General features: G+C 65.4%; 21 protein-coding genes. 4 read left to right on the top strand and 17 right to left on the bottom strand.

The genetic code is table 11. The annotated features are described in order from the left end of the window. Positions 1 to 52 precede the first annotated feature (52 nt). Positions 53 to 964, top strand: a complete 912-nt coding sequence (locus tag XH83_RS13000; RefSeq protein ID WP_246776459.1) for an HD domain-containing protein — start codon at positions 53 to 55, stop codon at positions 962 to 964. Positions 965 to 989: 25 nt separating this feature from the next. On the opposite strand, the gene XH83_RS12995 is transcribed toward XH83_RS13000, so the two are convergent. From XH83_RS12995 to XH83_RS12945, 11 genes are all read right to left on the bottom strand, one after another. Continuing rightward, positions 990 to 1,499 (bottom strand): DUF2249 domain-containing protein, encoded by a 510-nt coding sequence (locus XH83_RS12995; RefSeq protein ID WP_194407371.1) that lies wholly within the window; start codon positions 1,497 to 1,499, stop codon positions 990 to 992. Between the two features lie 30 nt (positions 1,500 to 1,529). Further along, on the bottom strand, positions 1,530 to 2,351 hold the full coding sequence (locus XH83_RS12990) for a CbiX/SirB N-terminal domain-containing protein (protein ID WP_194407370.1): 822 nt from the start codon (positions 2,349 to 2,351) through the stop codon (positions 1,530 to 1,532). Then, on the bottom strand, positions 2,335 to 3,900 hold the full coding sequence (locus XH83_RS12985; RefSeq protein ID WP_194407369.1) for a cytochrome D1 domain-containing protein: 1,566 nt from the start codon (positions 3,898 to 3,900) through the stop codon (positions 2,335 to 2,337). Before XH83_RS12985 ends, XH83_RS12990 begins: the two co-directional genes overlap by 17 nt. Further along, positions 3,878 to 5,086 (bottom strand): heme d1 biosynthesis radical SAM protein NirJ, encoded by a 1,209-nt coding sequence (gene nirJ, locus XH83_RS12980; RefSeq protein ID WP_194407368.1) that lies wholly within the window; start codon positions 5,084 to 5,086, stop codon positions 3,878 to 3,880. The genes XH83_RS12985 and nirJ overlap by 23 nt, the downstream gene beginning before the upstream one ends. A 15-nt stretch (positions 5,087 to 5,101) precedes the next feature. Next, entirely contained in the window at positions 5,102 to 5,578 is a 477-nt protein-coding gene (locus tag XH83_RS12975; protein ID WP_194407367.1) for an AsnC family transcriptional regulator, read from the bottom strand. 2 nt (positions 5,579 to 5,580) lie between these two features. After that, entirely contained in the window at positions 5,581 to 6,033 is a 453-nt protein-coding gene (locus tag XH83_RS12970; protein ID WP_194407366.1) for an Lrp/AsnC family transcriptional regulator, read from the bottom strand. Beyond that, complete coding sequence (locus XH83_RS12965) at positions 6,033 to 7,016, bottom strand: Lrp/AsnC family transcriptional regulator (protein WP_194407365.1); 984 nt, start codon at positions 7,014 to 7,016, stop codon at positions 6,033 to 6,035. Before XH83_RS12965 ends, XH83_RS12970 begins: the two co-directional genes overlap by 1 nt. Beyond that, entirely contained in the window at positions 7,013 to 8,188 is a 1,176-nt protein-coding gene (locus tag XH83_RS12960; protein WP_194407364.1) for a cytochrome D1 domain-containing protein, read from the bottom strand. Before XH83_RS12960 ends, XH83_RS12965 begins: the two co-directional genes overlap by 4 nt. After that, positions 8,185 to 8,496 (bottom strand): cytochrome c, encoded by a 312-nt coding sequence (locus tag XH83_RS12955; RefSeq protein WP_246776458.1) that lies wholly within the window; start codon positions 8,494 to 8,496, stop codon positions 8,185 to 8,187. The genes XH83_RS12960 and XH83_RS12955 overlap by 4 nt, the downstream gene beginning before the upstream one ends. Next, entirely contained in the window at positions 8,486 to 9,265 is a 780-nt protein-coding gene (cobA, locus tag XH83_RS12950) for a uroporphyrinogen-III C-methyltransferase (protein ID WP_194407362.1), read from the bottom strand. Before cobA ends, XH83_RS12955 begins: the two co-directional genes overlap by 11 nt. Before the next feature lie 75 nt (positions 9,266 to 9,340). Continuing rightward, complete coding sequence (locus XH83_RS12945; RefSeq protein ID WP_194407361.1) at positions 9,341 to 11,125, bottom strand: nitrite reductase; 1,785 nt, start codon at positions 11,123 to 11,125, stop codon at positions 9,341 to 9,343. Positions 11,126 to 11,256: 131 nt separating this feature from the next. Between XH83_RS12945 and XH83_RS12940 the strand changes: the two genes are divergently transcribed. Both XH83_RS12940 and XH83_RS12935 read left to right on the top strand, forming a co-directional pair. Then, positions 11,257 to 13,335 carry a NosR/NirI family protein gene (locus tag XH83_RS12940; protein WP_194407360.1) on the top strand — a complete coding sequence of 693 codons (2,079 nt, stop codon included), beginning with the start codon at positions 11,257 to 11,259 and terminating at the stop codon, positions 13,333 to 13,335. Between the two features lie 9 nt (positions 13,336 to 13,344). Then, the gene (locus XH83_RS12935; protein WP_194407359.1) at positions 13,345 to 14,334 is read left to right on the top strand and encodes an FAD:protein FMN transferase; all 990 of its coding nucleotides are present in this window, start codon (positions 13,345 to 13,347) and stop codon (positions 14,332 to 14,334) included. A gap of 35 nt (positions 14,335 to 14,369) precedes the next feature. Here the strand turns inward: XH83_RS12935 and XH83_RS12930 are convergent, their stop codons facing one another. From XH83_RS12930 to XH83_RS12920, 3 genes are all read right to left on the bottom strand, one after another. Then, entirely contained in the window at positions 14,370 to 14,753 is a 384-nt protein-coding gene (locus XH83_RS12930) for a cytochrome c family protein (protein ID WP_194407358.1), read from the bottom strand. A 24-nt stretch (positions 14,754 to 14,777) separates the two neighbouring features. Then, a complete protein-coding gene (locus tag XH83_RS12925; protein WP_371746339.1) occupies positions 14,778 to 15,560 on the bottom strand; it encodes a Crp/Fnr family transcriptional regulator in 783 nt (260 codons plus the stop codon). A gap of 251 nt (positions 15,561 to 15,811) precedes the next feature. Further along, on the bottom strand, positions 15,812 to 16,957 hold the full coding sequence (locus XH83_RS12920; RefSeq protein ID WP_194408249.1) for an MFS transporter: 1,146 nt from the start codon (positions 16,955 to 16,957) through the stop codon (positions 15,812 to 15,814). On the opposite strand from XH83_RS12920, the gene XH83_RS12915 reads away from it, so the two are divergent. Further along, positions 16,866 to 17,159 carry a hypothetical protein gene (locus tag XH83_RS12915; protein ID WP_194408514.1) on the top strand — a complete coding sequence of 98 codons (294 nt, stop codon included), beginning with the start codon at positions 16,866 to 16,868 and terminating at the stop codon, positions 17,157 to 17,159. The genes XH83_RS12920 and XH83_RS12915 overlap by 92 nt on opposite strands. A gap of 30 nt (positions 17,160 to 17,189) precedes the next feature. On the opposite strand, the gene XH83_RS12910 is transcribed toward XH83_RS12915, so the two are convergent. From XH83_RS12910 to XH83_RS12900, 3 genes are all read right to left on the bottom strand, one after another. Then, positions 17,190 to 18,326: a helix-turn-helix transcriptional regulator gene (locus tag XH83_RS12910; protein ID WP_246776457.1), complete on the bottom strand. Its 1,137-nt coding sequence runs from the start codon at positions 18,324 to 18,326 to the stop codon at positions 17,190 to 17,192. A gap of 364 nt (positions 18,327 to 18,690) precedes the next feature. Beyond that, positions 18,691 to 21,138, bottom strand: a complete 2,448-nt coding sequence (locus XH83_RS12905; protein WP_194407356.1) for an autotransporter outer membrane beta-barrel domain-containing protein — start codon at positions 21,136 to 21,138, stop codon at positions 18,691 to 18,693. 158 nt (positions 21,139 to 21,296) lie between these two features. Beyond that, the gene (locus tag XH83_RS12900; protein WP_194407355.1) at positions 21,297 to 21,800 is read right to left on the bottom strand and encodes a DUF3455 domain-containing protein; all 504 of its coding nucleotides are present in this window, start codon (positions 21,798 to 21,800) and stop codon (positions 21,297 to 21,299) included. Between the last annotated feature and the right edge of the window lie 102 nt (positions 21,801 to 21,902).

Below are 21,902 nucleotides of genomic sequence, written 5' to 3'. Positions count from 1 at the left end.
GATTGCCGGAATCGAGCGGATTGCCGAACGAAGCATTGCGTGGAGAAGGCCTATGAGGACCATCACGGCCGATGCGGCGAACAGCCTCGGAAAGTTTCTCGCCAGCGACTTTCGTTCGATCTTCGGGCCGGCTGGCAGCACGATGGCGGATCAGCTAGGATCGCTCGCGCGCATGACCATCGAATGCATCGCAAGGAGCGATGCGCTCTATCACAATTACGAGCACACCTGGCTCGTGACGATGGCCGGCTGCGACATCCTGCACGGCCTGATGATGTCGCGGCGGATCGAGCCTTCCGACTACATGCACCTGATCCTGGCGTGCCTGTTCCACGACATCGGCTATGTCCGCGGCATCCTCGGCGGCGATACGGCCGAGGAGTTCGTCGCACACGAGGATGGTCGGAGGATCAGGCTTGCCCGCGGCGCCTCCGACGCCGCGCTGATGGGCTGTCACGTCAACCGCTCGAAGATGTACGTGCGCGAACGGCTGGCCAATATTCCCGGCATCGATGCCAACCGCATCGCCGACGCGATCGAATTCACGCGGTTTCCACCCTCGCCGGCCGACAGGTCCGCGACGACCGATTTCGTGCCGCGGCTGGTCCAGGCGGCGGACTTCATCGGCCAGCTCGGCGATCCCATGTATCCGCGCAAGGTGAATGCGCTGTTCTACGAATTCGAGGAGAACGGCCGCAACCGGCAACTCGGCTATTCCTCTCCCGCCGACCTCGTGGACAAATATCCCGAGTTCTTCTGGAACACCGTCTCGACCTATGTCGGCGACGGCATGACGTATTTGAACCTGACCATCTCGGGCCGGCAATGGATCGCCAATCTGCATCATCATGTGCTGTGCGCAGAGCACGCGCTGCGCATGATGGGTCCGCAGCTCGGGCCAAACAAGGCCGCGCGCGCGGCGCGGCAGAGGTTGTTGTCTCCGACTCTCTCCGGCGCGGGGTAGAGGCGCAAGTGCGCCTTTGCCTACCCTACGAGGCGGACGGCGCCCGCACCGTCAGCTCGTAGGTTACGCCGTCGGGCAGAAAGCCGCCGAGCCAGTTGTAGCCCCTCTTCTCCAGCTGCGGGAACAGGAACATCGGCTCGCGGCTGAGGAACGCGGTCAGCGTTTCTCCGGGCCCCAGCGTCTCGGCCGCAGCGAGGATTTTGGTCATCGGCTCCGGCGGATCGAGCTGTCTGGTGTCGAGCCGGATTTTCGACTCCGGCCATTGGATGCTGGGCCGCGCTTGCGACGCCGGCGCTTCGGCAGGTGCCCCGGTCGGTGTGAACAGCACCTGCCAATCGCCTCCGCCGATCTCCGTCGCGGAATGGGCAAAGCCCTTGCCGGCCATCACGTCGAACAAGGGCACGGGCTTGAAGGGCGCGTACAGCCGGATGCCCTGGCCCGGTTTTGCACTTTCAACAGCGGCCATGATCGTCGAAAAAGGCTCGCCCCCGGCGCGCAGGATCGGACGAACATCGACGTCAAGATACTCCGTCATCTCTCGTCCCTTTCCTGCAACGCCGCGCCGTCAATCGACTGAAACCGCCCAGCCTCTCGGCGCCGGCGCAAGCGACGACGGCTCCGCGACCTGCACCGCGCCTGCGTCTTGCAGGGCCGCGACCACCGCCCGTGCGACGAGGTCCTCGATCCCAGGTCCGCTGCCCATGATGCCCGCGAACACGATGTCGCGGCGGCCGAGCCGCGCAACCAGCTTCGGCGCATCCTTGGCGCCATGCAGGCCTTCGCCGGAGAACAGGCCAAGGACGATCGCGGGCCCGCTGATCGATGCCGCGGCCTCTTCGAGCGACGGTTGCTCTTCCAGGAAGGCGACGACGACCTTCCGGCAGACCGCCCGCGTCTCGATCTCACGCGCGACCTGCTCGGTGGCCTGGCGCGAGGCTGGATTGCGCTTCGAGCCGTGCGCCAGCAGGACGAAGGTGCAGTGCTCCGGCGCGAAACCATGGTCGCGCGCGCAAGCCACGGCTTGATCGCACAGCAAATCCGGCAGGCCCGGATCGAGCCCGAGCGGCGGCAGCATGTCGATCCTGCGGCCATCGCCCCTGGCTTCGTCGAGAAGCTGGACCAGACGGTCACGGGTGAAATAGCCGCTGGAGGCAAATAGCGGATAGACCAGGATTCGACCGGCCGTCAGCGTCTCCAGGGCTTCCCGGATACCTGGTTTGCCCGAGATGAAGCCGACGGCGACCTCGCCCACCAGGCCGCGCGCGGCCAGCGCGTGCGCAAGCTGGAACGCGCCCGTGTTGCCGGCACCCGGCCGCCGCTCGCCATGGGCTGCCAACAGCAATGCGATCGACGGGACGCTGCCCGGCTGCTCAATGACTGGTGCCATCGGAAAACGTGATCTTGTTCCAGACGTTGTATTTGCCCGAAGGACGCGACATCGGAATACGCTTCACCTCGGTAAAGGTTGCCGCATCATAGACCACCAGCGCGCCCTGGTCCTCCCAGATCGACACCAGGGCATAGCGCCCGTATCTGTCGAATTCGACATGCGCAGCGGTCTTGCCGGGTTCCGGCGTGACGCGACGGACCACTTCCAGCGAGCGCTTGTCGATGATCGAGAGCGTGTCCTTGCCGGCGCCCATCATGCTGTCGGTCCAGGCATAGGGCGTGTTCTCGTGGCTGCGCATGAAGAAGCCGGGGCCAGGCGTCTCGATCACCTTGATCTGCGACCAGTCCTGCATGTCCAGCACGCTGATCTTGCCGGCTTTCAAGAGCGGCGTCGCCATCACCAGCCGGCCGTTCCACGTCCAGGAGATCCCCGAGCCGAGATGGGGCAGCCCCGGCAGATCGAGCTGCTTGATATCGCGCCCGACCGTCAGGTTGACCACGATCGCCCTGCCCTCGCGCGCCGAGCCGATCAGATTGCGATAGGGCGGATCGAAGAAGAAGTCGTCGAGCGGCTCCGGGGTCTCGATCCGGCGCAGCGCGAAGAGCCCTTGCGAGGACGGCAGCGCCTCGATCATGCCCTTCTCATGGCTGTGCACGAAGCCGGCATAGACCGGGCCGGCGTTCGGATCGGTCGCGATCTCCCAGATCTCGGGAACATCCTTCAGTGCCGCGATGAAGCTGTTGCGCGAGGGCGCCTGGTACACCGCCGAGACCCGCGAGGACGTCCCCAGGCGGTCCTTCACGTCAAAGATCTTCTCGACCGACAAATCGTCCGCCGAGAGCATCACCAGCGTGTGGGGCAGATAATTGGCGACCGCGATGTGCTTGCCGTCGCGCGAGATCGCGATGTTGCGCGAATTGATTCCGGCGCGCACCTCGGTGAGCATGGTCAGCGTCCAGAGATCGTATTTGCTGACCCAGCCGTCGCGCGACATGAAGAACACGTAGCGCCCGTCGGGGGTGAATTTCGGACCGCCATGCAGCGCGAAACGCGTCTGGAAGCGCGCCAGCGGCTCGATGCGGTCGCCGTCCAGGATCGTCGCGTGGTGATCGCCGGCCTCGACCACGACGAAAAGGTTCATCGGGTCGGCTTCGAAGCGTGGCCGCTCCAGTGGCGGCGCCTTGGCATGCACGACGCGGCTGGCGTCGATCTCGGCCGCGCCCCAGGCCGGCACCGCGGGCAATGGCGATGAGACATAGGCCACGAGCGCCGCGATCTCGTCCTTGGAGAGCTTATTGGAAAAGCCCGGCATCTGGGTGGCGGTCCGTCCGTCGGCAATCACCGCGGCGACCCGCGCACCCATCATGCGGCCGAGATTTTCCGGGAGCAGCGCCGGTCCGAGACGGCCAAGCCGGTCCGCGCCGTGGCATTCGGCGCAATTGTCCGCGAACAGCTTTGCCGCATCCGGCTCGGCGCGCGCAGGATCTGCCAGCACGAGGAGCGCGAGAGCGAGGAGACTGCGATCAAACAGAGAGCGGCGCTTCATGACGTGTTCCGCGATAGATGCTGGTCTTGACCCGGTCGCTTGGTGCCGCAAGGCCGATCTCGTCATCGCTGAGATAACAGCCGGGATCCTCCGCCCAGGCGTCGCCGGTGATCCGCTGCGCGCGCACGCGGGTGTTGCCGTTGCAGATGTCGAAATGAGAACAGGCGCCGCAGCGTCCGGAGACGCGACGCGGCTTCTGCTTCAGGCCCGCCATGATCGGATCGGAGGTGTCCGGCCAGATCTCGGAGAAGGCCCGCGTCTTCACGTTGCCCAGCGTATGGTGCCACCACATCGTGTCCGGGTGCACATTGCCGAGATTGTCGATATTGGCGACGTTGACGCCGGAGGAATTGCCGCCCCAGCGCACGAGTTTTGCGCGCAAGCTCGCCGCGCGATCGGGAACGGTTCGCTCGGCCCAATGCAGCAGGTAGACCGCGTCGGCATCGTTGTTGCCGGTCACGATCTCCATCTCGCTGCCCGACTGCGCCCAGCGCCAGGCACGTGCGATCACCATGTCCATGCGATCGCGCGTCGTCTGCCACATGGCGTCGTCGCCGCGGTTCTTGTTGCCGCGGCCGGCATAGACGAGGTGCGAGAGGTAGAATTTTGGAAAGTTCTCCTGCTCGACCAGATCGAGCAGGCGCGGCAGCTCGGCCGCGTTGTCCTCCGTCATGGTGAAGCGGACGCCGACCTTGATGCCGCGGTCGCGCAGCAGCCGCAGGCCGTTCAGCGCCTCCTGATAGGCGCCCTGCTTGCGGCGGAAGCGGTCGTGGGTCTCGCCGATGCCGTCGAGGGAGATGCCGACATAGTCGTAGCCGATGTCGCGGATGCGGTCGGCCATGGCGGCGTCGACCAGGGTGCCGTTCGACGACAGGCCGACATAGAACCGCATCGCCTTGGCGCGCGCCGAGATCTCGAAGATGTCGCGCCGCATCAACGGCTCGCCGCCCGACAGGATCAGCACCGGCACGCGGAACGCCTTGAGGTCATCCATCACGCCGAACACTTGCGCGGTGGACAGCTCGCCGGGAAAGTCGACGTCGCCCGAGATCGAGTAGCAGTGCTTGCAGGTGAGATTGCAGCGGCGGATCAGGTTCCAGATCACGACCGGTCCCGGTGGCTGCCGAACCGGTCCGCTCGGGGCCGGCTCGTCCAGCTCGCGTAAATATTGGCTGAGGCGAAACATGACCGGCTCCCGTCGTCAGGCAGCAATGCGAAGGCCGGTCTTCTTCAAGATCCGGGTCGAGAACAGAACCTCGTGGGCCCGCGCGGCGGGACCGACCAGCACGGCGATCTCGGCGACCTTCGCCCTCACCTCGTCGCGCGTCCGGCCATGGACCATGGCAAAGAGATTGTAGGGCCAGAGCGGCAGATGACGCGGCCGCTCATAGCAATGCGTGACGAAATCGAGCGCGCCGACCCTGGCGCCGACATCGGCGACGGCCTCGTCCGCGATGTCCCATACGGACATGCCGTTGGCGGTGGTGCCGAGCGCATAGTGATTGGGGATCGCCCCGATGCGGCGGATCGCCCCGTCGTCGAGCAAACGCGCGAGGCGGCGGACGATTTCGGCCTCGTCGAGGCCGAGTTCGTCGGCGAGCGCGCGGTACGGTTCTGCGACGAGCGGAAGACCCGCCTGCGTGGCGGCGATCAGCTTGCGATCGATGGCATCGAGCATGTCTAGACCTCCACGCGGAAACCGACGAAGAACTCGCGCGTCTTGGGCATCGCGCGCACGGCAAGGCCCGTCTCCCGCTCGATCTCCGCAATCACCTGATCGATGCGTTCGGGAGCATCCGTCGACACGACGAACCACATGTTGAGCTCGTGATCGCGCTGGTAATTGTGCGCGATCTCGGGATGGGCGTTGACGAGCCCGGCGACCTCGTCGAACCGCTCGGGCGGGACGGCGATGGCGGCAAGACAAACGGCGCCGCCGAGGGCTTCGGCATTCCAGAGCGGCCCGAAGCGGCTGAGCTGTCCGCCGGCGAGCAGGTTGCCGATCTCCTCGATCATTTCGCCTTCGCTCAATCCCAGCTGCGCGCCGGCATCGCGGTACGGCCGGTGCGTCAGGGGGAAGCCGCCCTGCAGGCCATTGATGATCGCCCTTTCGGTCGGGTCCAGCGCGCGCATCAATTCGTCTCCTTAGGCCGCGAGAAGACCGCGCCGCGCTGCTTGAAGCAGCGCTTCGAGAACAGCACGGCCTGTTGCATCAGGCCGGTATCGGCGAGCAGATTCACTTCGTCGAGCGCGGCATAGGCTTCGTCGCGCGATCGCGCATGCACCATGCAGAACAGGTTGTACGGCCAGACCGTCGGCCGGCGCGGACGCTGGTAGCACAGCGTCACGCTGGGATGTCGGGCGAAAATCGCGGCGACATCGTCGATGGTCTCGTCCGGAATATTCCAGACCGCCATCGCATTCGACCGGAAGCCGAGCTTGTCATGGCGGACCACGCAGCCGAAGCGCGTCACGACGCCGGCGGCGACCAGGTGCTCCAGCCGCGCGATGACCTCGGCCTGGCCGAGCGCGAGCTGATCGGCGACCGCACGATAGGGATGCTCGACCAGCGGCAGTCCGTTCTCGATCGCGGCGAGGATGCGCTGGTCGCGCGGATCGGGGCGATAGTCCCCGGCGGCCGGCGCCGTGCGCTTCTGCGCGCGCGGCTCGCACAACGAAAAGCCGAGGCCGAGATGATAGGCCTGCACCATCGGCAGATCCACGACGGGGAGCCCCGTCTGCGCCTCGATCCTGTCGATGGTCTCTGTGAGCGCCTCGGCATCGCCGCCGGCGACCACGAACCACAGGTTCAGATCGTGCTCGCGCTCGTAATTGTGCGTGACCAGCGGCTCGCGGCTGACGATCTCGGCGACCTGATCGAGACGATCCGGCGGGACATGCAGCGCGGCGAGCGTGCTCGCGCCCACCGTGTTGGGGCGGACCACGGCCCCGACGCGGGAGATCAGATCGTGCGCCCGCATGCGACGGAACACGCCGATCGTCGCCTGCTCGTCGAGCGCGGCGGAACGGCCGACGATCTCGAACGGTTTCGCGACAAGCGGAAAATCGTGCTGCCAGCGATCGATCAGGGCGAGTTCGACGGAGCTTGGCGTCATTGTCCGATCCTCGTCGCGCGTGCGGTGAAGAAGATTCCCGACGGCTTCTGTGCCGGGATCTCGGTCTTTTTCACGAAAGAAGTGGCGTCATAGACATCGATGCGATCGGCATCGCGCACCGAGACCCAGACCTCGTTGCCGCGCGGGGTGAACTCCATGTGGAGCACCGCAGGCCCGGGCGTCAGGCGATGGATCACCTTCAGCGTCTCAGTGTCGACGATCTCGACCGTGTCGTTGAAGGGGTGCGCGTAGTTCACCCAGACATGGCGCCCGTCCGGCCGCGCCACGGCAAACACCGGCTGTCCGTGGGTGGCGGTGCGTCCGACCTCCGCAAAGCTGCGTAGATCGACCGCGATCAATTCGTGATGACCGACGGCGGGAAGCAGCAGCTTGTCGCCCACCGCGCCCCAGCCTTCCAGATGTGGCATCTTGTAGACCGGCAGCGCCTCCTGACCGCGGCCATAGCCGTTGAGGATGCGCTCGGCCTTCAGGGGCGCGCGCCAGGTATCGACGTGCACGACGCCGTCCTCGCCGAACAGACCCGCGAGATAATGGCGGCCGTCTGGCGTGACGTTGCCGTCATAAGGCAGCTTGCCGACATTGGTCAGCCTGGTGATTGCAGGCGTTTCGACATTGGTGAGATCGGCGATCCAGATCTCGCCGGCGTCGTAGAGCGCCCAGGCAAAACGCCGTCCGGGCAGGTCGACCAGCCCGACCGTCTTCGAGGCTTTGCCGCCCTCACCGATTGCCGGAATGTTGGCGACGGGATCGAGCGTCCTGGCGTCGAACACCTTCACTCCGCCCGGCTCGTAGTTCGAGACCGCGATCAGCGCGCCATCGTCGGAGATGGCGCCGCCGATCGAATTGCCGGCCTGCACGATGCGCTTGGCGATCGTGCTCGTGAGCATATCGACCTTGGTGAGGCCGCCGTCACGTCCGAAGACATAGGCGTAGCGCTGATCCGGCGAAAACACCGCGGAGGCATGCGAGAGATCGCCGAGCCCCTCGACACGGCCGATCGATTTGCGCTCGGTGGCGTCGACGATCAGCACCGAACCCGCCGCCCGCTCCACCACGAGGCCGAGATTACCCGTGCCGCGCAGCTCGGCTGCACTCGCGAGCATCGGCATCAGCAGCAACAACGCCAGACACCATCGCGCCATAACTCTCATGGCAGATCTCCCTGCTGCAGGCGCTCTACGATCCAGCGCACGTCCGCTTCGCTCAGCAGCGGGCGCCAGGGCGGCATCGGCGTGCCCGGCACGCCGTCGAGGACGATGCTGACGAGCTGGTCGCGATTCCAGGCGCGCAAATGATCCGGCGTCAGCGGCTTGCCGAGCCCACCCTTCAGCGTCAGCCCGTGGCAGGAGCCGCAGTCCTGCCGCACCAGGCTGGCGAGCCTTGCGGCATTGGCATTTGCTTCGCCCGCAGCGGCCGGCCCGATCGCAACGACTGACGCCAGGGCGACGCTAGGCCACAACTGAGATCGCCTCGCAAGTTGCCGCATCGCTCCGCGCGCTCCGTTCTGACGCGAGCCCTGCGACCTTTCCGATGATGAAAAGGACGGGACCGCTGAAGGAGACGTCTTTCAGAGCGACCGGAAGCGCCTCCAAGGGAGCACATATTCTGCTTTCCTGCGGCGTCGTACCTTGACACACCGCAAGCACCGGAGTGGTTCCCGGCAATCCCTGCGCGATCAGATTGCGGACGATCTCGGGAATATTGGCCAGGCCCATATAGACGACGAGCGTCGTGTCGGGATCGGCGAGGCTCTTCCAGTTGAGATCGAGCGGCGCGTTCGCCTTGCGATGGCCGGTCACATAGCGCACGCCGGAGGCCATCCCGCGATGCGTCAACGGCATCCGTGCGGCCGCCGCGCAGCCCTGTGCCGCGGTGATGCCCGGCACCACCTCATAGGGAATGCCGGCCTTGTCGAGCTCGGCCGCCTCCTCCGAACCGCGCCCGAAAATGAAGGGATCGCCGCCTTTGAGGCGGACGACGGTGCGGCCGGCGCGCGCCAGCCGGACCAGCATCTCGTTGATTTCCTCCTGCGGCACCGGGTGATGGGCCGCCCGCTTGCCGACATTGATCTGGAGCACGCCGTCCGCAATGGTCGACAGGATCTCCGGCGGCACCAGGCGGTCATAGACGACGACGTCGGCCTCACGAATCGCGCGGACCGCCTTCAGCGTGAGCAGCTCCGGGTCACCGGGACCGGCGCCGACGAGATAGACCTTTCCAACAGCCATGATGCGCTCCGCCGAAAACCACCTGCGAAAAGGCGGGCTGGTGCAGCGATCGCTCGCCGCACCAACCCAGGCTTGTCAGTAGACGTCGTTACGGGTGTTGAAGACGTTGAACTTGCCGGTCGGGGTGACCAGTCGCCGGTCACGAATGACCGTCTTCAGGGTCAGCGTCTTGTCGTCGACGACCACGATGGCGGAGTCCTGCGCCTTGTTGTTCCAGACGGAGAACCAGATCTCCGTGCCGTCCTTGTTGTACTCGCCCTGTACCACGCGGCGCGCGCCTTCCGAGATGCCGGACCACTGGCCGATCGGCAGCACCTTGTAGGTCGGCTTCTCCTTGGCGAGGTCCTTGATCTTGAACACCGCGACCGATGAGGAGATCTCGGCGTCCGTGTTCAAGGGCGTGTCGACATAGAGGTTCTCCGACTTCGGATGCGTCTTGATGAAGAGCGATCCGCCGCCCTGCCCGTCGACCGTCTGCACGACCTTCCAGGCGAACTGCTTGTGCTTATCGGGATCCGTGCCGATGAAGGAGATATGCTCGCTGCCGAGATGGCTCGTCGCCCACACCGGCCCGAACTTGGGATGCTCGAGGTTGGCGCCGCGTCCGGGATGCGGGGTCTGGCCGCCGGTTTCGACGACGCCGACCAGCTTGTCTTCCTTGGTGTCGACGATCGCGACCTTGTGGCGAGCGTTCGCCGCGACCAGGAAGTAGCGACCGGTCTTGTCGAAGCCGCCGTCATGCAGGAAGCGCTCGGCCTCGATCGATGTCACCTTCAGGTTCTTGAGGTCCTGATAGTTGACGAGCAGGACCTGGCCGGTTTCCTTCACGTTGACGACGAATTCCGGCTTGAAGTGCGAGGCCACGATGGAGGCCACGCGCGGCTCCGGGTGATACTCCTGCGTATCTTCCGTCATGCCGCGGGTCGAGACCACCTTGATCGGCTCGAGCGTCGCGCCGTCCATCAGCACGTATTGCGGCGGCCAGTAGGCTCCGGCGATCGCAAGCTTGTCCTCATAGCCCTTGAACTTCGAGGTTTCGACCGAGCGCGCCTCTGTGCCGATCTTGAGCTCGGCCACCGTCTGCGGCGGGTCCATCCAGAGGTCGATCAGGTTGAGCTTGGAGTCGCGGCCGATGATGTAGAGATAGCGGCCCGACGCCGACATGCGCGAGATGTGCACGGCATAGCCGGACTTGATGATGTGCTCGATCTTCTTGGTGGTGCCGTCGATCAAGGCGATTTCACCGGCATCACGCAGCGTCACCGAGAACAGATTGTCGATGTCGAGCTTGTTCATCTTCTTGGTCGGACGCTGCGCGACCGGAACCAGGACCTTCCAGCTGTCTTTCATCTCCTTCATGCCGAACTCCGGCGGCTGCGCCGGGGTGTTCAGGAGGTAGCGCGCCATCAGGTCGATATCGGCCGCCTCGAGCTGGCCCGAGGTGCCCCAGTTCGGCATGCCGCCGGGCGAACCATAGGTGATGAAGTCACGCAGATAGTCGAAGCCGAGCTTCTTGGTGAGATCCGGCGTCAGCGGCTTGCCGGTCGCGCCCTTGCGCAGCACGCCATGGCATCCGGCACAACGTTCGAAATAGATCTGGTTGGCCTTGTCGAACTCGGCCTTGGTGAGGTTGGGATCGCCCGGCTTGGTGCCGGGCTGCTCGGTCGCGCCCTTGCCGAGAACGTCCAGGCTCGGCTGGTACTGGCCGCCCGGCGTCGTCTTGTGCTGCTCGACGTCGGCAGGTTTCGGCGCCGGGGCCTGCTGCTGCGCGTAGCCGGCCGTCGTCGCACTCAGAAGCAAAAGGCCCGCTGCGGCTACGCCGCCCGCAAGCTTGGGAAACAGGGAAGCTCGGCCTCGCATTACATTCCTCCAGCATGAGAATCCGATGGGAGCCTTATGCAGGGAATTCGACGAACTCTCCTTGACCGCGGTTAATCGCAACATTGATCCACCTCAATGCGCGCGGCCAACAACGCTGCCTGATCCCCAGCATGCGATCGCCTGGAATCATCTCCGCCGCCGCACGGCACGCCCTGTCCGCGCTGGCGGCGCTCGCGTCGATGGTGTGCGCTGCAAACGCAGCCGATCTCAGCGTCGCCGCGAAGTTCTTCTCCGAGCCCGTCGTGATCGATCGTGCCGACGGCAAGCCGCCGGCGGCGATCGTACGTGCCGCGGACGGGCGCTTGCTCGGCTACGCCTTTTCAAGCCTCGATGTCTCCGGCTCCGTCGGCTACGCAGGCCGGCCGCTCGACATCGTCGCGGCCGTGACGCCCGACGGCATCGTCGCCGGCGCCGAGATCGTCGCGCATGAAGAACCGATCCTGGTGATCGGGATTCCCCGCGATGCGCTCGCTGCCTATGTCGCCAATTTCCGCGGCTTCGACGTGCGCGGCGGCACCACGCTCAAGCCCGCCGGCGAGTCCGCGCGCGGCCCGCACGCCGTCGCCGGCGCGACCATCACGAGCACCGTGATCCGCGATGCGATCGTGCGCTCGGCACGCGCCGTGCTGCGCAGCCGCACCAATGCGCCGGAGCGGGCTGCGCGGCTCGACCGAGAGACCCTGCGCCGGCTATCCTGGTCCTCACTGCTCGCCGAAGGCGCGGTGCAGCGACGGCTCGTGAGCCGCGGCGAAGCGGCAAAGCTGCTCGGGACGCGGGACAATGAACCCGACAAGGCCTTCATCGATCTCTGGATGGCGCTCGCCACGCCGCCGCCGATCGGCGAGAGCCTGCTCGGCCAGCGGACTTACGAAAGCGAGACGGCGAAGATCGGCCCCGATGACGACCTGCTCCTGATCGGCGCATCCGGGCTCTATTCGTTCAAGGGCACGAAATGGCGCCAATCCGGGACCTTCACCCGGATCGAGATCGTCCAGGGTTCGCGGACCCTGCGTCTCAAGCCGGCCGATCACACGGCGGTGGAGTCGCTGCACGCCGCCGGCGCGCCGGAGCTGCGTGAGATCGCGGTGTTCCGCATTCCGCAGGCGAGCGGCTTCGATTCGACCAAGCCGTTCCGGCTCGACGTCGATCTCGGCGCCGGCGCCGCAGCGAGCGGCGCCACCCTGGTCTCGCTCGATTATCGCATTCCCGATCGCTATTTGATCGCCGCACCTAGCGAGCCGCCCGCGGCATCGACGACGGCCGCGCCCGCTCCGGTCCAGACGGTGTGGCAGGAGATCTGGTGGGCGCGACGCTACGAGATCGGCGTGCTCGGCGCGATGCTGACGGTGCTCGCCGGCATCCTGATCTTCCAGGACGCGGTGACGGCACACGGCGTGTTTTACTACCGGCTCCGGACCTTCTATCTGCTCACGACACTGGTGTTCCTCGGCTTCATCGCCAACGCGCAGCTCTCGGTCGTCAACGTCCTGACCTTCATCCACGCCCTGCTCTCCGGCTTCCGCTGGGAGCTGTTCCTGCTCGATCCCCTGGTGTTCCTGCTCTGGAGCTTCGTCGCATTCAGCATGCTGTTCTGGGGCCGCGGCGTATTCTGCGGCTGGCTTTGCCCGTTCGGCACATTGCAGGAGCTCACCAATCAGCTCGCGCGCCGGCTCGGCATCAAGCAGATCGAGATCCCGTTCGGGCTGCACGAGCGGCTGTGGATGATCAAATATGTTCTGTTCGTCGCCATCCTCGCGATCTCGCTGCGCTCGATCCTGACGGCCTTCCAGCTCGCCGAGGTCGAGCCGTTCAAGACGGCGATCACCATGAAGTTCCTGCGGGAGTGGCCGTTCGGTGTTTACGCCGGATTGCTGCTGCTGGCTGGCTTGTTCGTCGAGCGCTTCTACTGCCGCTATCTTTGCCCGCTCGGCGCGGCGCTGGCGATCCCGGCGCGGATGCGGATGTTCGAATGGCTCAAGCGCTACCGGGAATGCGGTTCAGAATGTCACGTCTGCGCACGGCGATGCACTGTGCAGGCAATTCATCCGCTCGGCCAGATCAACCCCAACGAATGCATCTACTGCCTGAAGTGCCAGGCCAATTATTTCGACCAGGACGTCTGCCTGCATCTGAAGAAGCGCGCACAGCGGCGTCAGCCATTGCCGCAATCCCCCTCCCCGCCGTCATGAGGAGACACGATGCTCCCTGATCATCCGACACGACGCCGCGCCATCACGATCCTCGCATCGGCCGCCGCAGTCGCCATCGCGGGTCCTGCAAGCCCTGCCCGAGCCGATTTCGAATGGCGGGGCACCGCCATGGGCGCGGATGCGCGGATCCTGTTCAGCGACATCGAGCCGGAGAGTGCAAAGGGCATCGCCGCGCTGGTCGAGGCAGAGATCGATCGCCTGGAAAAAGCGCTGAGCCTGTTCCAATCCGGATCGGAGCTGTGCAGGCTCAATCGTGCCGGCGCGCTCGCCGAGCCGGGCGGCGATCTGCGTCGCGCCGTGGCGCTGGCGCTGGAGATCGCGGATGTCACGGGCGGCCTGTTCGATCCGACCGTGCAGGCGCTATGGGAAGCCCATGTCGATTGGTTCGCGGACAAGACCCGCACCGGCCTGCCGCCGGAAGCCGTCCTTGCCGACGCGCGGCGGGCGGTGGACTGGCGGCGCGTCCGGCTCGAAACGGATTCAATTCGTTTGGGCGAAAACCAGCGCCTGACGCTCAATGGTCTCGGCCAGGGTTACGTCACCGACCGCGTGGCGGAGCTGCTGGCGGCCAAGGGGTTCAGCAACATCCTGGTCGATCTCGGCGAGATGCGGGCGCTTGCCCCTCAGCGCGACGGATCGCCATGGCTGATCGCGCGCGGCGGCGCCGATCCGCTGCATCTGGCGGAAGGCGCCCTCGCCACCTCCGAAGCCTCGGGCTGCGTGCTCGGTGCCGAAGGCACGGCGCATCATCTGTTCGATCCGCGCAGCGGCCGCAGCGCCGCGCATTGGCGCACCATGACCGTGCACCATCGCTCGGCCGCAATGGCCGACGCGTTGTCGACGGCGCTTTCCATCGCGTCCGCGGAGGAGATCGAGGCCTTGCTGCCACGGTTGAGCGGCACCGCGATCTGGGCCACCGATCCGGCCGGGCATCACTCAACCTGGGCCGTCGGCCAACACGACGGCATCGTCGGCTGAGCGACGATGCGCGCCGGTCTCCAGTTGGTCTTGGACTACTTCGTCTTGCCGTCGGCGTCGTATTGCTTGAGATAGGCCCAGAGATTCTTGGCCTCGGCCTCGTTCTTGATGCCGGCGAACGCCATCTTGGTGTTGGGCACCTTGGCCTTGGGATCCTTGATATAATCGAGGAAGCTCGCCTCATCCCAGGTGATGCCGGAATTCTTGTTCGCGTCGGAATAATTGTAGCCGGCAATCGATCCCGATTTGCGGCCGTCGAGACCATTGAGCACAGGGCCGACCTTGTTCTTCGCGGTCGCGCCGACGTCGTGACAACTGGCGCATTTCTTGAACGCGGTGGCGCCCGCCGTCAGATCCTGCGCGTAAGCAGCACTGCCCGAAGCCGCAGCGACTGCAACTGCGATTAAAACACGCCTCATTTCGTCGTCTCCTGTTTGAGTGGTTCACGCCGGCACGGATTTCGCCTCGGGCCGCATCGCGCGTGGGGCGGACAGCTCGGGGCACATCATCCTCGGCTTCACGGGGCAGCGCGCGCTGATCCGGTCGCAGGCCACGAGCTTGCAGAGCTGCGCCATGTCGCGCACCACCACGTTCGAGGCGCGCACATCGACACCCACCATGCGCAGCTTGGCAAACACCCGCGAGAGCGACTCCGGCTTCAGGCCGAGCCTGCCGGCGATCAGCGATTTGTCGTATGGCAGCGTGATGGTGCATGGCCCCCTGGTGCGCGGCGCGAGCGAGGCGAGAAACTCGGCCACCCTCTGCGTGGCGCTCTGCGCCATCAATTGCTCGATCTGCTGAACCATTCGATGCAGATGTTGCGACGTCGACGCGATCATCGCGATCGCGACGTCAGGCATCTGGCGAATGCAGGCGATGACGTGGTCGGCCGGAATGACCATCACACGGGCCGCAGTGACGGCGCTGGCGGTAGCTGGATAGCGGCCGGCCGTGAATGTGACCGCCTCGGCCAAGCTCTCACCCCTGGTGAGCACGTTGAGGACGGCCTCGTCGCCGGCGGGGGTGACCCGATACAGCTTGATCCAGCCATCCATGACGACAAAGAAGGCCTGGGCCGGCTCGCCCTGGCGAAACAGCGTATGACCCGGACGGAGGTTGAAGATGTTGGCGGGCCCCAGCAAGACCGCGAGCTCTTGCGGTTCGAGCCCGCTGAAGACGGGTATTTCCGCGGCGATCTCAAGATCAACCGGAGTGGGCGCCATCATCGTCTCATCCCTGATGCTTGATCTTGCTGCCTGACTATTGATCATCCATCGCGTCGTATTTTGAGCTGGATCAATTCACCGAAGGGTCGTCTCGCCCGGCGCTCCATCAAGCGAACGGTCGGCGCGTCGGAACAGCCGCGATGCGACAATCGACCTATTTTCCTCCAAAGCTCTTTGTGGAAGCGCAAACTCCGGCGCGTTCGCAGCGTCGGGTCCTGAAGTCCCACACAGGAGAAACGAGGTCCGGCACGCTATGCATGATCGCCGATGAGCCGCCGCGACGTCCTCGAAAAGACATGCAGCAGCAGTGCGACAACAGATGTCGCCGCAAGAACGACCGTAAGTCCTTGAACCGGATCGCTGGAGAGGACTGCCGCAAGCGAGGCACCACAAGCTGCGCCCGCCATTTGCGAACAGCCGAATAACGCCGCCGCCTGGCCGGCCCTGCCGCCGAATGACGACAGGGCCGCTGCGCTCGAAAGCGGGCTCGCAATGCCGACCCCGAATAGGAAAACCGGAACGATCATCAGAAATGAACCCAGCGCGACCTCGTCGACCAGCATCAGCCCCAGCAGCGCAACCGCTGCAACGGCGGCCAGAGCAAGACCGGCCGACGTCGCAGCTTGGCGGCTGAACCGGGCCGACAGTCTTGGTGCCAGCAGGCCGGCGCCGAACACGATGAAGACGACGCCTGCAAACAACCAGCCGAGAGCAATGGGCGACAGACCGAATCCCTCGAGAAGCACCCGCGGCGCGCTCGCCAGGACCGCGTACAAGCCGGCCATGAGAAGACCGGCGGTCCTTGCGGGTGCGCTGAAGCGCATGTCTCGAAGCAAGCCGAGATAGCAGCGGATGATCTCGAGCGGGTGGCGCGGGCCGCCGACCACCTCCAGGGTTTCCCCGACGAAGGTCACATACGCCGCTCCTGCGCCGACGGCGATGGCCGCGACAAGGACGAACGCAAAGCGCCAGCCGAGGAGAAGATCGATCGCGCCGCCGAGGAGCGGTGAAAAACCCGGGGCCGCCGCGGTGGCGATCGTGATCGACGCCATCACCCTGGTCAGCGCCTGGCCGTCGAACAGGTCCCGGGCGATCGCACGCGACAAGACGGCAACAGCGCAGACTCCGGCCGCCTGAACCGATCGGCCGACCAGCAGGTTCAGGAAATCCCCCGCCAACGCGCACCATGCCGTCCCGAGCACGAAGATGCAGAGCCCGACAACGATCGGACCCTTTCGCCCGAGCCTGTCCGACAACGGACCGACGATGAGCTGCCCTCCGGCGAAGACGATCAGAAACACTGTTATGCTCGACGTCACGGCCGCGCTGGACACGCCGAGATCGACCGCGATCGCCGGCAGGGAGGGGAGGAAGATATTGGTCGACAGGAGCCCCATCGCCGCAAAGGCGCAGATCACTGCTCTTGCAGCGATCCCAGTCCGTTGCTCGGGCTTTTCGGCAGCAGCCTTGCCCGTGACGACGTCGCTGCTCATTGCTGTGCCCTCGCTGTATAGCATGCAGGATTGCCGGCCTGACCGTCAGCAGCGCCGACCGGACGCGGGCAATTCTGAGCCGTTGCTCGGGGGCCTGTCGTCCTAGGAATGCACGAGAATTTGGCTGGAGAGGCCTTCAACCCGCCAGCGGCGTGGCATACTCCGCCACGAGCCTGACGAGATCGGCCTGCCGCGCCGCGCCGGTCTTTTCGAACAGGCTGCTGACATGCGTCCTGATCGTCGTGTCGGCAACGCCGAACGCGTTGGCGATCTCCGGGACCCCACCGATCTCGACGACCGCAAGCAAAACGCGGAGCTCGGTCGGCGTCAGCTTGAAGGCGTTGCCGATCGTCTGCGACGCGAAGGGCATCGCCAGCAACGCCTTTCGAACGAACAGTGCGGCAACGGCGGTATGGACGATGCCGGCGCGCCGACGCGCACCCGATGTCAGGGGCAGCGCATGGGCAACATAGCGTTCGCCGTCGCTGCCGGTCAGCGGCATGGCGATACCCCTGGTCCCGAGCGCGGCGTCGCCCTGTCCTGCGCCCGCGAAGACCTCTCGCAAGGCCCGGTCGACCTGCGTGTCACGCGCAACGAGCCGCCCGCCGACGGAGTTCAGAACTGCGCATGTGGCGAGAATCGCGTTGCCGGCAGCATTCGCGTGAATGAGGCGCCCCGCCATATCGACCAGAAACATGCCCGCATCGAGCCCGTCGAGCGTATCGACGAACGTCGCGACTTCCGCCGCCCTGAACTCGAACATCCTGCCGATCAATACCGAACGCCGGATATGCGGGGCGATCAGCTTCATCTGCCGCCGCGCATGCTCGTCGGCGATGCCGTGTGCCTGATGACGAAAGACGCCGAATATCGCCGCGCTGATCGTGGTTCTGTCGACGACTGCGCTGAGAAAGTCGACCAGGCCCTGAGGTTCGGCCCACTGACGATAAAAGCCGGTCCGGGTGAGCTCATCGAGCGGGATCATATCTGCGGTCGCAACCGGCTCCTCGAGGTCACCTTGAAAATGCGCAGCGGCAGCCGGATAGATCTCGCGAAACAGCTCCACCGGCAGCGGCCTTTGAAATCCGAAGCTATGGGGGATGGTCGCGTGCTGGACGCCGACATCCTTGCAGAACAGCCCGCCGCCGGTGCCGCCGACAAACCGGGCGGTTCTTGCGATGGCCTCCTCCCATCGGGAAGGATCGATCGCGGCGTCGTAGACGATGCCGATCAGATCGCCGAACTCTCGCGGATCACCGGAATTGACTGGCACGGACAATGTCTGGACCGATCGCAGGTTTCGCGCACGTTTCAGGAGAGCCGGCGCATCTTTGGAGCCTTCCGACCCGATCATCGTCCGCTTCTTTCATGTCAAACCGCCCGCTCACACTCACTTGGCGCAGGCGCTCAGTCATCCTCCGTTCGGAGGATGACCGTCGCGAGGAGGCCGCGAGCAGGCCGCCAACGAGCGACGGTCCCCGCAACTATCACCGCCGGAGCCACTCCGCCTCCTGCAAACCTAGGAGGTCGCAGCCGTGCACCTCGCGCTCAAGCAGATGTGAGGGCTCATCGCGCGGCGCTTCGTCGAACGCCTGGAGGGCGTCACCGCCGCCCCTCTGGGCGATGACGGAACCGTTTCAGAACGACACGCGAAGGCCACCCCTTGCCGTGCCGATCCGGCTCTGGTCCGACATGGCGGCGCCTTCCACGGCGCCGAACAGCGTGACGCCCTTGGCCGTGCGATAATCGAAGCCGGCGCCGAACACCGCGCCCACCGTGTTGGCCTGGCCGAGTGTTGCGAACGACAGGCCCTGCCCGATCAGCACCGTGTTGAGCGTCGTGCCGCCGACACGCTGCTGCGCGATGACGCCGCCGTGCACGCTGGTCTTCAGGGTGTGGCCGCCGCCAAAGAAGCTCATGGTACGCGACAGTTCGAGCTCGCCGCGCTCCTCGAAGTTCTGCAGCGTGCGGCTGCCGACCGCCAGGCCCTGGGCCGAGCCCGCTTCAGCATAGCCGTCGAAGAAGCCCGCGACGTAGCGCACGCGCGCCGTCGGCGTCAGCAGGTAGCCGTCGCCGATCTGATAGCGCCGGCCATAGGCGAGTTCCGGACTGATGTACCAGCCGTCATACGTCGCCCGCGCCGTCTCCACGGCGCCGTTGTTCAGCACCAGCCGGCTGGACCTGTTGGAGGAGCCGCCGCCCTGCACGGTGAAATCGAAGAACTGCGCGGCCCATTCGAAGCGGCTGTAGACGCCCGCGAATACATAATCCGTGTCGACGCGCTGCGAGCCGAGATCGACCGACAGCGCTCCCGAGCCGCCGCCCAGGAAGGCGCCGACCAGCCAGTCCGGCCGTATCCTTCGGTCAAGGCCGACCGCGGCGCTCCAGGCCGTGTTGGTGGCGCGCAGCGTGGCCGCCGTCTCGTCCTGGGTGCGCCGGCCGCCGAAACTGTTGGCCCACACCGTGATCGGCGCCGCATCGCTCCAGCCGCCGGCGCCGGGCGCCTTGACGAAGCCGCCGGCATGGCTGCTGTCAGGCGCATAGGCCATCGCCATCATCGCGCCGTTCGCAGATGGCTGCACGCCGCCGAGACGGCCCTGCACCAGCGACGACACGCCGCCGGTGAAATCCATCAACGCGCGATCAGCGAGCGCCAGCGCGGTCGGATCGAGCGTGGCGAGCGTTGTTCCGGTCGCGACCGCTGGATTACTGTTGGCGTTGGAAAAGCTGGTGTTGAGCACACCGGTGAAGTTGACGAAGGACGGCAGCTCCACCGCTGTCAGCGACGAGACCCGTGTCTTGGGCGCGGCGACGAGGACGTTGACGACGTCATCGCCAAGCCCCATGTCGACCACGCCGACGATGTGCGAGCCCGGCCGCAGCGTCAGCGTGTCGGCGGCCGAGCTCAACTTGATGGCTGTGCCGCCGGTGCCGATGACGGTGCCGGAATTGTCGATGCTCGTGCCGTTGGCCGGATTGCCCGCCTCGACGCCGATATTGCCCGAGATCGTGCCGGAATTGGCGAGGTTCAGCGTTCCCGCCGCTATGCCCCACTGGCCTCCCAGGATCGACCCGGTATTCACGATCCTTGCATTGGCGCCTGAAATGACCGCTTCGCCGCTCGACATCGTGCCCGAATTGAATAGGTCGACATTGATTGCGCTGATCGCCCGGTTTCTCCCCGATATGGTTCCTGACGTGCTCACGCTGACATCGTTTGCCGAGAGTGTGATGTCACCGGACTCGATGGTCCCGGAATTCGTGACGTCGAGCCTCCCGGTTAGGACGCCAGCGCCGTCGAAGACGGCAAGTCCGAAGACGCCGCCAGAGATGAGGCCGCTGTTGTGGACGGTTGCACTTGTCGAAGCGCGAATAGCGATAAGCACGCCAGTGATGCTACCCGTGTTCGCGACGTCGACGACGCCGCCAGAAATCCCATCCTGTTGACCTGAGATCCTCCCTGCGTTGAAGAGGGTGACGGTCTCGGCGAGAACGCCGGTCCCGCCAGAGATGGTTCCATCCGCCGTGTTGTTGACCGTGGCGGCGACGGCGGCAATGCCGGCACCGATGCTACCTCCAGCGATGGCGCCCGCATTATCGACGCTGACGTTTCCGGCCTGAATTCCGACCAAACTCGATATGCGACCGAAGTTGTGTATGATCGCGGTGCCAGTGTTGCCTGCCTTGATTCCAAAGAAGCCGCCGGTGATGACCCCATCGGCCCCGTTGGTCACGTCGACGAACGCATTGGCTTCGATTGCGGCACCGCTCGGGTCCAGCACCGAGATGGTGCCGGAGTTATCCAACCTGACAATGTCCTGGAATTGCAGACCAGCGAGAACTCCCGTCACGGAAGCGCCTGACACGATGTTGATGGTGTTGCCGGTATCGGTGGCGGAGCCATAACCGACAGTCCCGTTCTGGTTATTCGTCACGCCGGTACAGGTGACGATCGCATGGTCGACCGGCGAGACCGGGTCGCAGGCCGCGGCGGCGCGGTCCGTAGATGCGGCTATCGCGATCAGGGGCAGCAGGCGGACAAGGCGGCGGCGCAGCAGATCATGACGTTGGACCAAACGTGGCATTTCCAGCTCCAGAGTGACTCGATTCCGTGTTGCCCATTCACGTACCGGTCGCGCACGACGTCCGCGTCCTGCAAACCTAGGAGACTGCTGCCCGCGATCCCTCCATTCTCGCGTGGTGAGATATTTTCGCCACGTCGGCTGGTCGCATCGCGATCGCTTCAATTCCTCTCGCGCACGAAGACGTAAGTGGCGGAGTACGGAGCAACGAGCGAGGTGCCCGTTGCTTCGCAGGGGCCTTGCACGGCACCACCATGGGTGTCGATCCGCTGCACGGTCGTCACTTTCGAAAACACGCCCTCGCCGCGCGTGCTGACGACGCTGAGCTTGAGCCAGGAGATGTCATTCGGCGTCGCGCCCGGAACGCTGGCTACGACCTTGCCGGTGATCGCGCTGCCGTCCACGTTCTCCCAGACCGGGCCCGCATAGTGACGACCGACCGTGGCGCCGTCCGAAATCAACGTCGCGATCGGCTCGCGGAATGTCCAGACCAGCTTGCCGTCGCTGCCGGCCTTGCAGTCGTAGGTCTGCGCGCCCTCGGCCAGCAGGCTCGCGACCACCGTTCCGTCGGCGGCAATTTCCTTCGGCACCACGGACTTCGTCGTTCCGCTGCCGAACGTGACGACCGTGAGGATCAGCGACAATGTCGGGACGACGCTCTGCATGCCTGTCTCCTGCCTGGCGTTTAGCCGACCGTTCAGGTAGCAGTCGCGCGCAAGATCTGCCTCCTGCAAACCTAGGAGGCCATCGCCGGCAATCCCGGGATG

This window comes from Bradyrhizobium sp. CCBAU 53351 (assembly GCF_015291745.1).
GTDB lineage: Bacteria > Pseudomonadota > Alphaproteobacteria > Rhizobiales > Xanthobacteraceae > Bradyrhizobium.
The sequence above is the reverse complement of the archived record's forward strand: the minus strand, read 5'-3'. Positions and strand labels throughout refer to the sequence as shown.

Excerpts from the sequence above, each read along its gene's own strand:
- XH83_RS12905 (WP_194407356.1), bottom strand. The coding sequence starts at position 21,138 with ATGCCACGTTTGGTCCAACGTCATGATCTGCTGCGCCGCCGCCTTGTC.
- XH83_RS12915 (WP_194408514.1), top strand. The coding sequence starts at position 16,866 with ATGCTCGACGTCACGGCCGCGCTGGACACGCCGAGATCGACCGCGATC.
- XH83_RS12985 (WP_194407369.1), bottom strand. The coding sequence starts at position 3,900 with ATGAAGCGCCGCTCTCTGTTTGATCGCAGTCTCCTCGCTCTCGCGCTC.
- XH83_RS12995 (WP_194407371.1), bottom strand. The coding sequence starts at position 1,499 with ATGACGGAGTATCTTGACGTCGATGTTCGTCCGATCCTGCGCGCCGGG.
- XH83_RS12925 (WP_371746339.1), bottom strand. The coding sequence starts at position 15,560 with ATGATGGCGCCCACTCCGGTTGATCTTGAGATCGCCGCGGAAATACCC.
- XH83_RS12970 (WP_194407366.1), bottom strand. The coding sequence starts at position 6,033 with ATGCGCGCGCTGGACCCGACCGAAAGGGCGATCATCAATGGCCTGCAG.
- nirJ (WP_194407368.1), bottom strand. The coding sequence starts at position 5,086 with ATGTTTCGCCTCAGCCAATATTTACGCGAGCTGGACGAGCCGGCCCCG.
- XH83_RS12945 (WP_194407361.1), bottom strand. The coding sequence starts at position 11,125 with ATGCGAGGCCGAGCTTCCCTGTTTCCCAAGCTTGCGGGCGGCGTAGCC.
- XH83_RS12990 (WP_194407370.1), bottom strand. The coding sequence starts at position 2,351 with ATGGCACCAGTCATTGAGCAGCCGGGCAGCGTCCCGTCGATCGCATTG.
- XH83_RS12965 (WP_194407365.1), bottom strand. The coding sequence starts at position 7,016 with ATGACGCCAAGCTCCGTCGAACTCGCCCTGATCGATCGCTGGCAGCAC.
- XH83_RS12930 (WP_194407358.1), bottom strand. The coding sequence starts at position 14,753 with ATGAGGCGTGTTTTAATCGCAGTTGCAGTCGCTGCGGCTTCGGGCAGT.
- XH83_RS13000 (WP_246776459.1), top strand. The coding sequence starts at position 53 with ATGAGGACCATCACGGCCGATGCGGCGAACAGCCTCGGAAAGTTTCTC.
- XH83_RS12975 (WP_194407367.1), bottom strand. The coding sequence starts at position 5,578 with ATGCTCGATGCCATCGATCGCAAGCTGATCGCCGCCACGCAGGCGGGT.
- XH83_RS12920 (WP_194408249.1), bottom strand. The coding sequence starts at position 16,957 with ATGGGGCTCCTGTCGACCAATATCTTCCTCCCCTCCCTGCCGGCGATC.
- XH83_RS12900 (WP_194407355.1), bottom strand. The coding sequence starts at position 21,800 with ATGCAGAGCGTCGTCCCGACATTGTCGCTGATCCTCACGGTCGTCACG.
- XH83_RS12940 (WP_194407360.1), top strand. The coding sequence starts at position 11,257 with ATGCGATCGCCTGGAATCATCTCCGCCGCCGCACGGCACGCCCTGTCC.
- XH83_RS12960 (WP_194407364.1), bottom strand. The coding sequence starts at position 8,188 with ATGAGAGTTATGGCGCGATGGTGTCTGGCGTTGTTGCTGCTGATGCCG.
- cobA (WP_194407362.1), bottom strand. The coding sequence starts at position 9,265 with ATGGCTGTTGGAAAGGTCTATCTCGTCGGCGCCGGTCCCGGTGACCCG.
- XH83_RS12935 (WP_194407359.1), top strand. The coding sequence starts at position 13,345 with ATGCTCCCTGATCATCCGACACGACGCCGCGCCATCACGATCCTCGCA.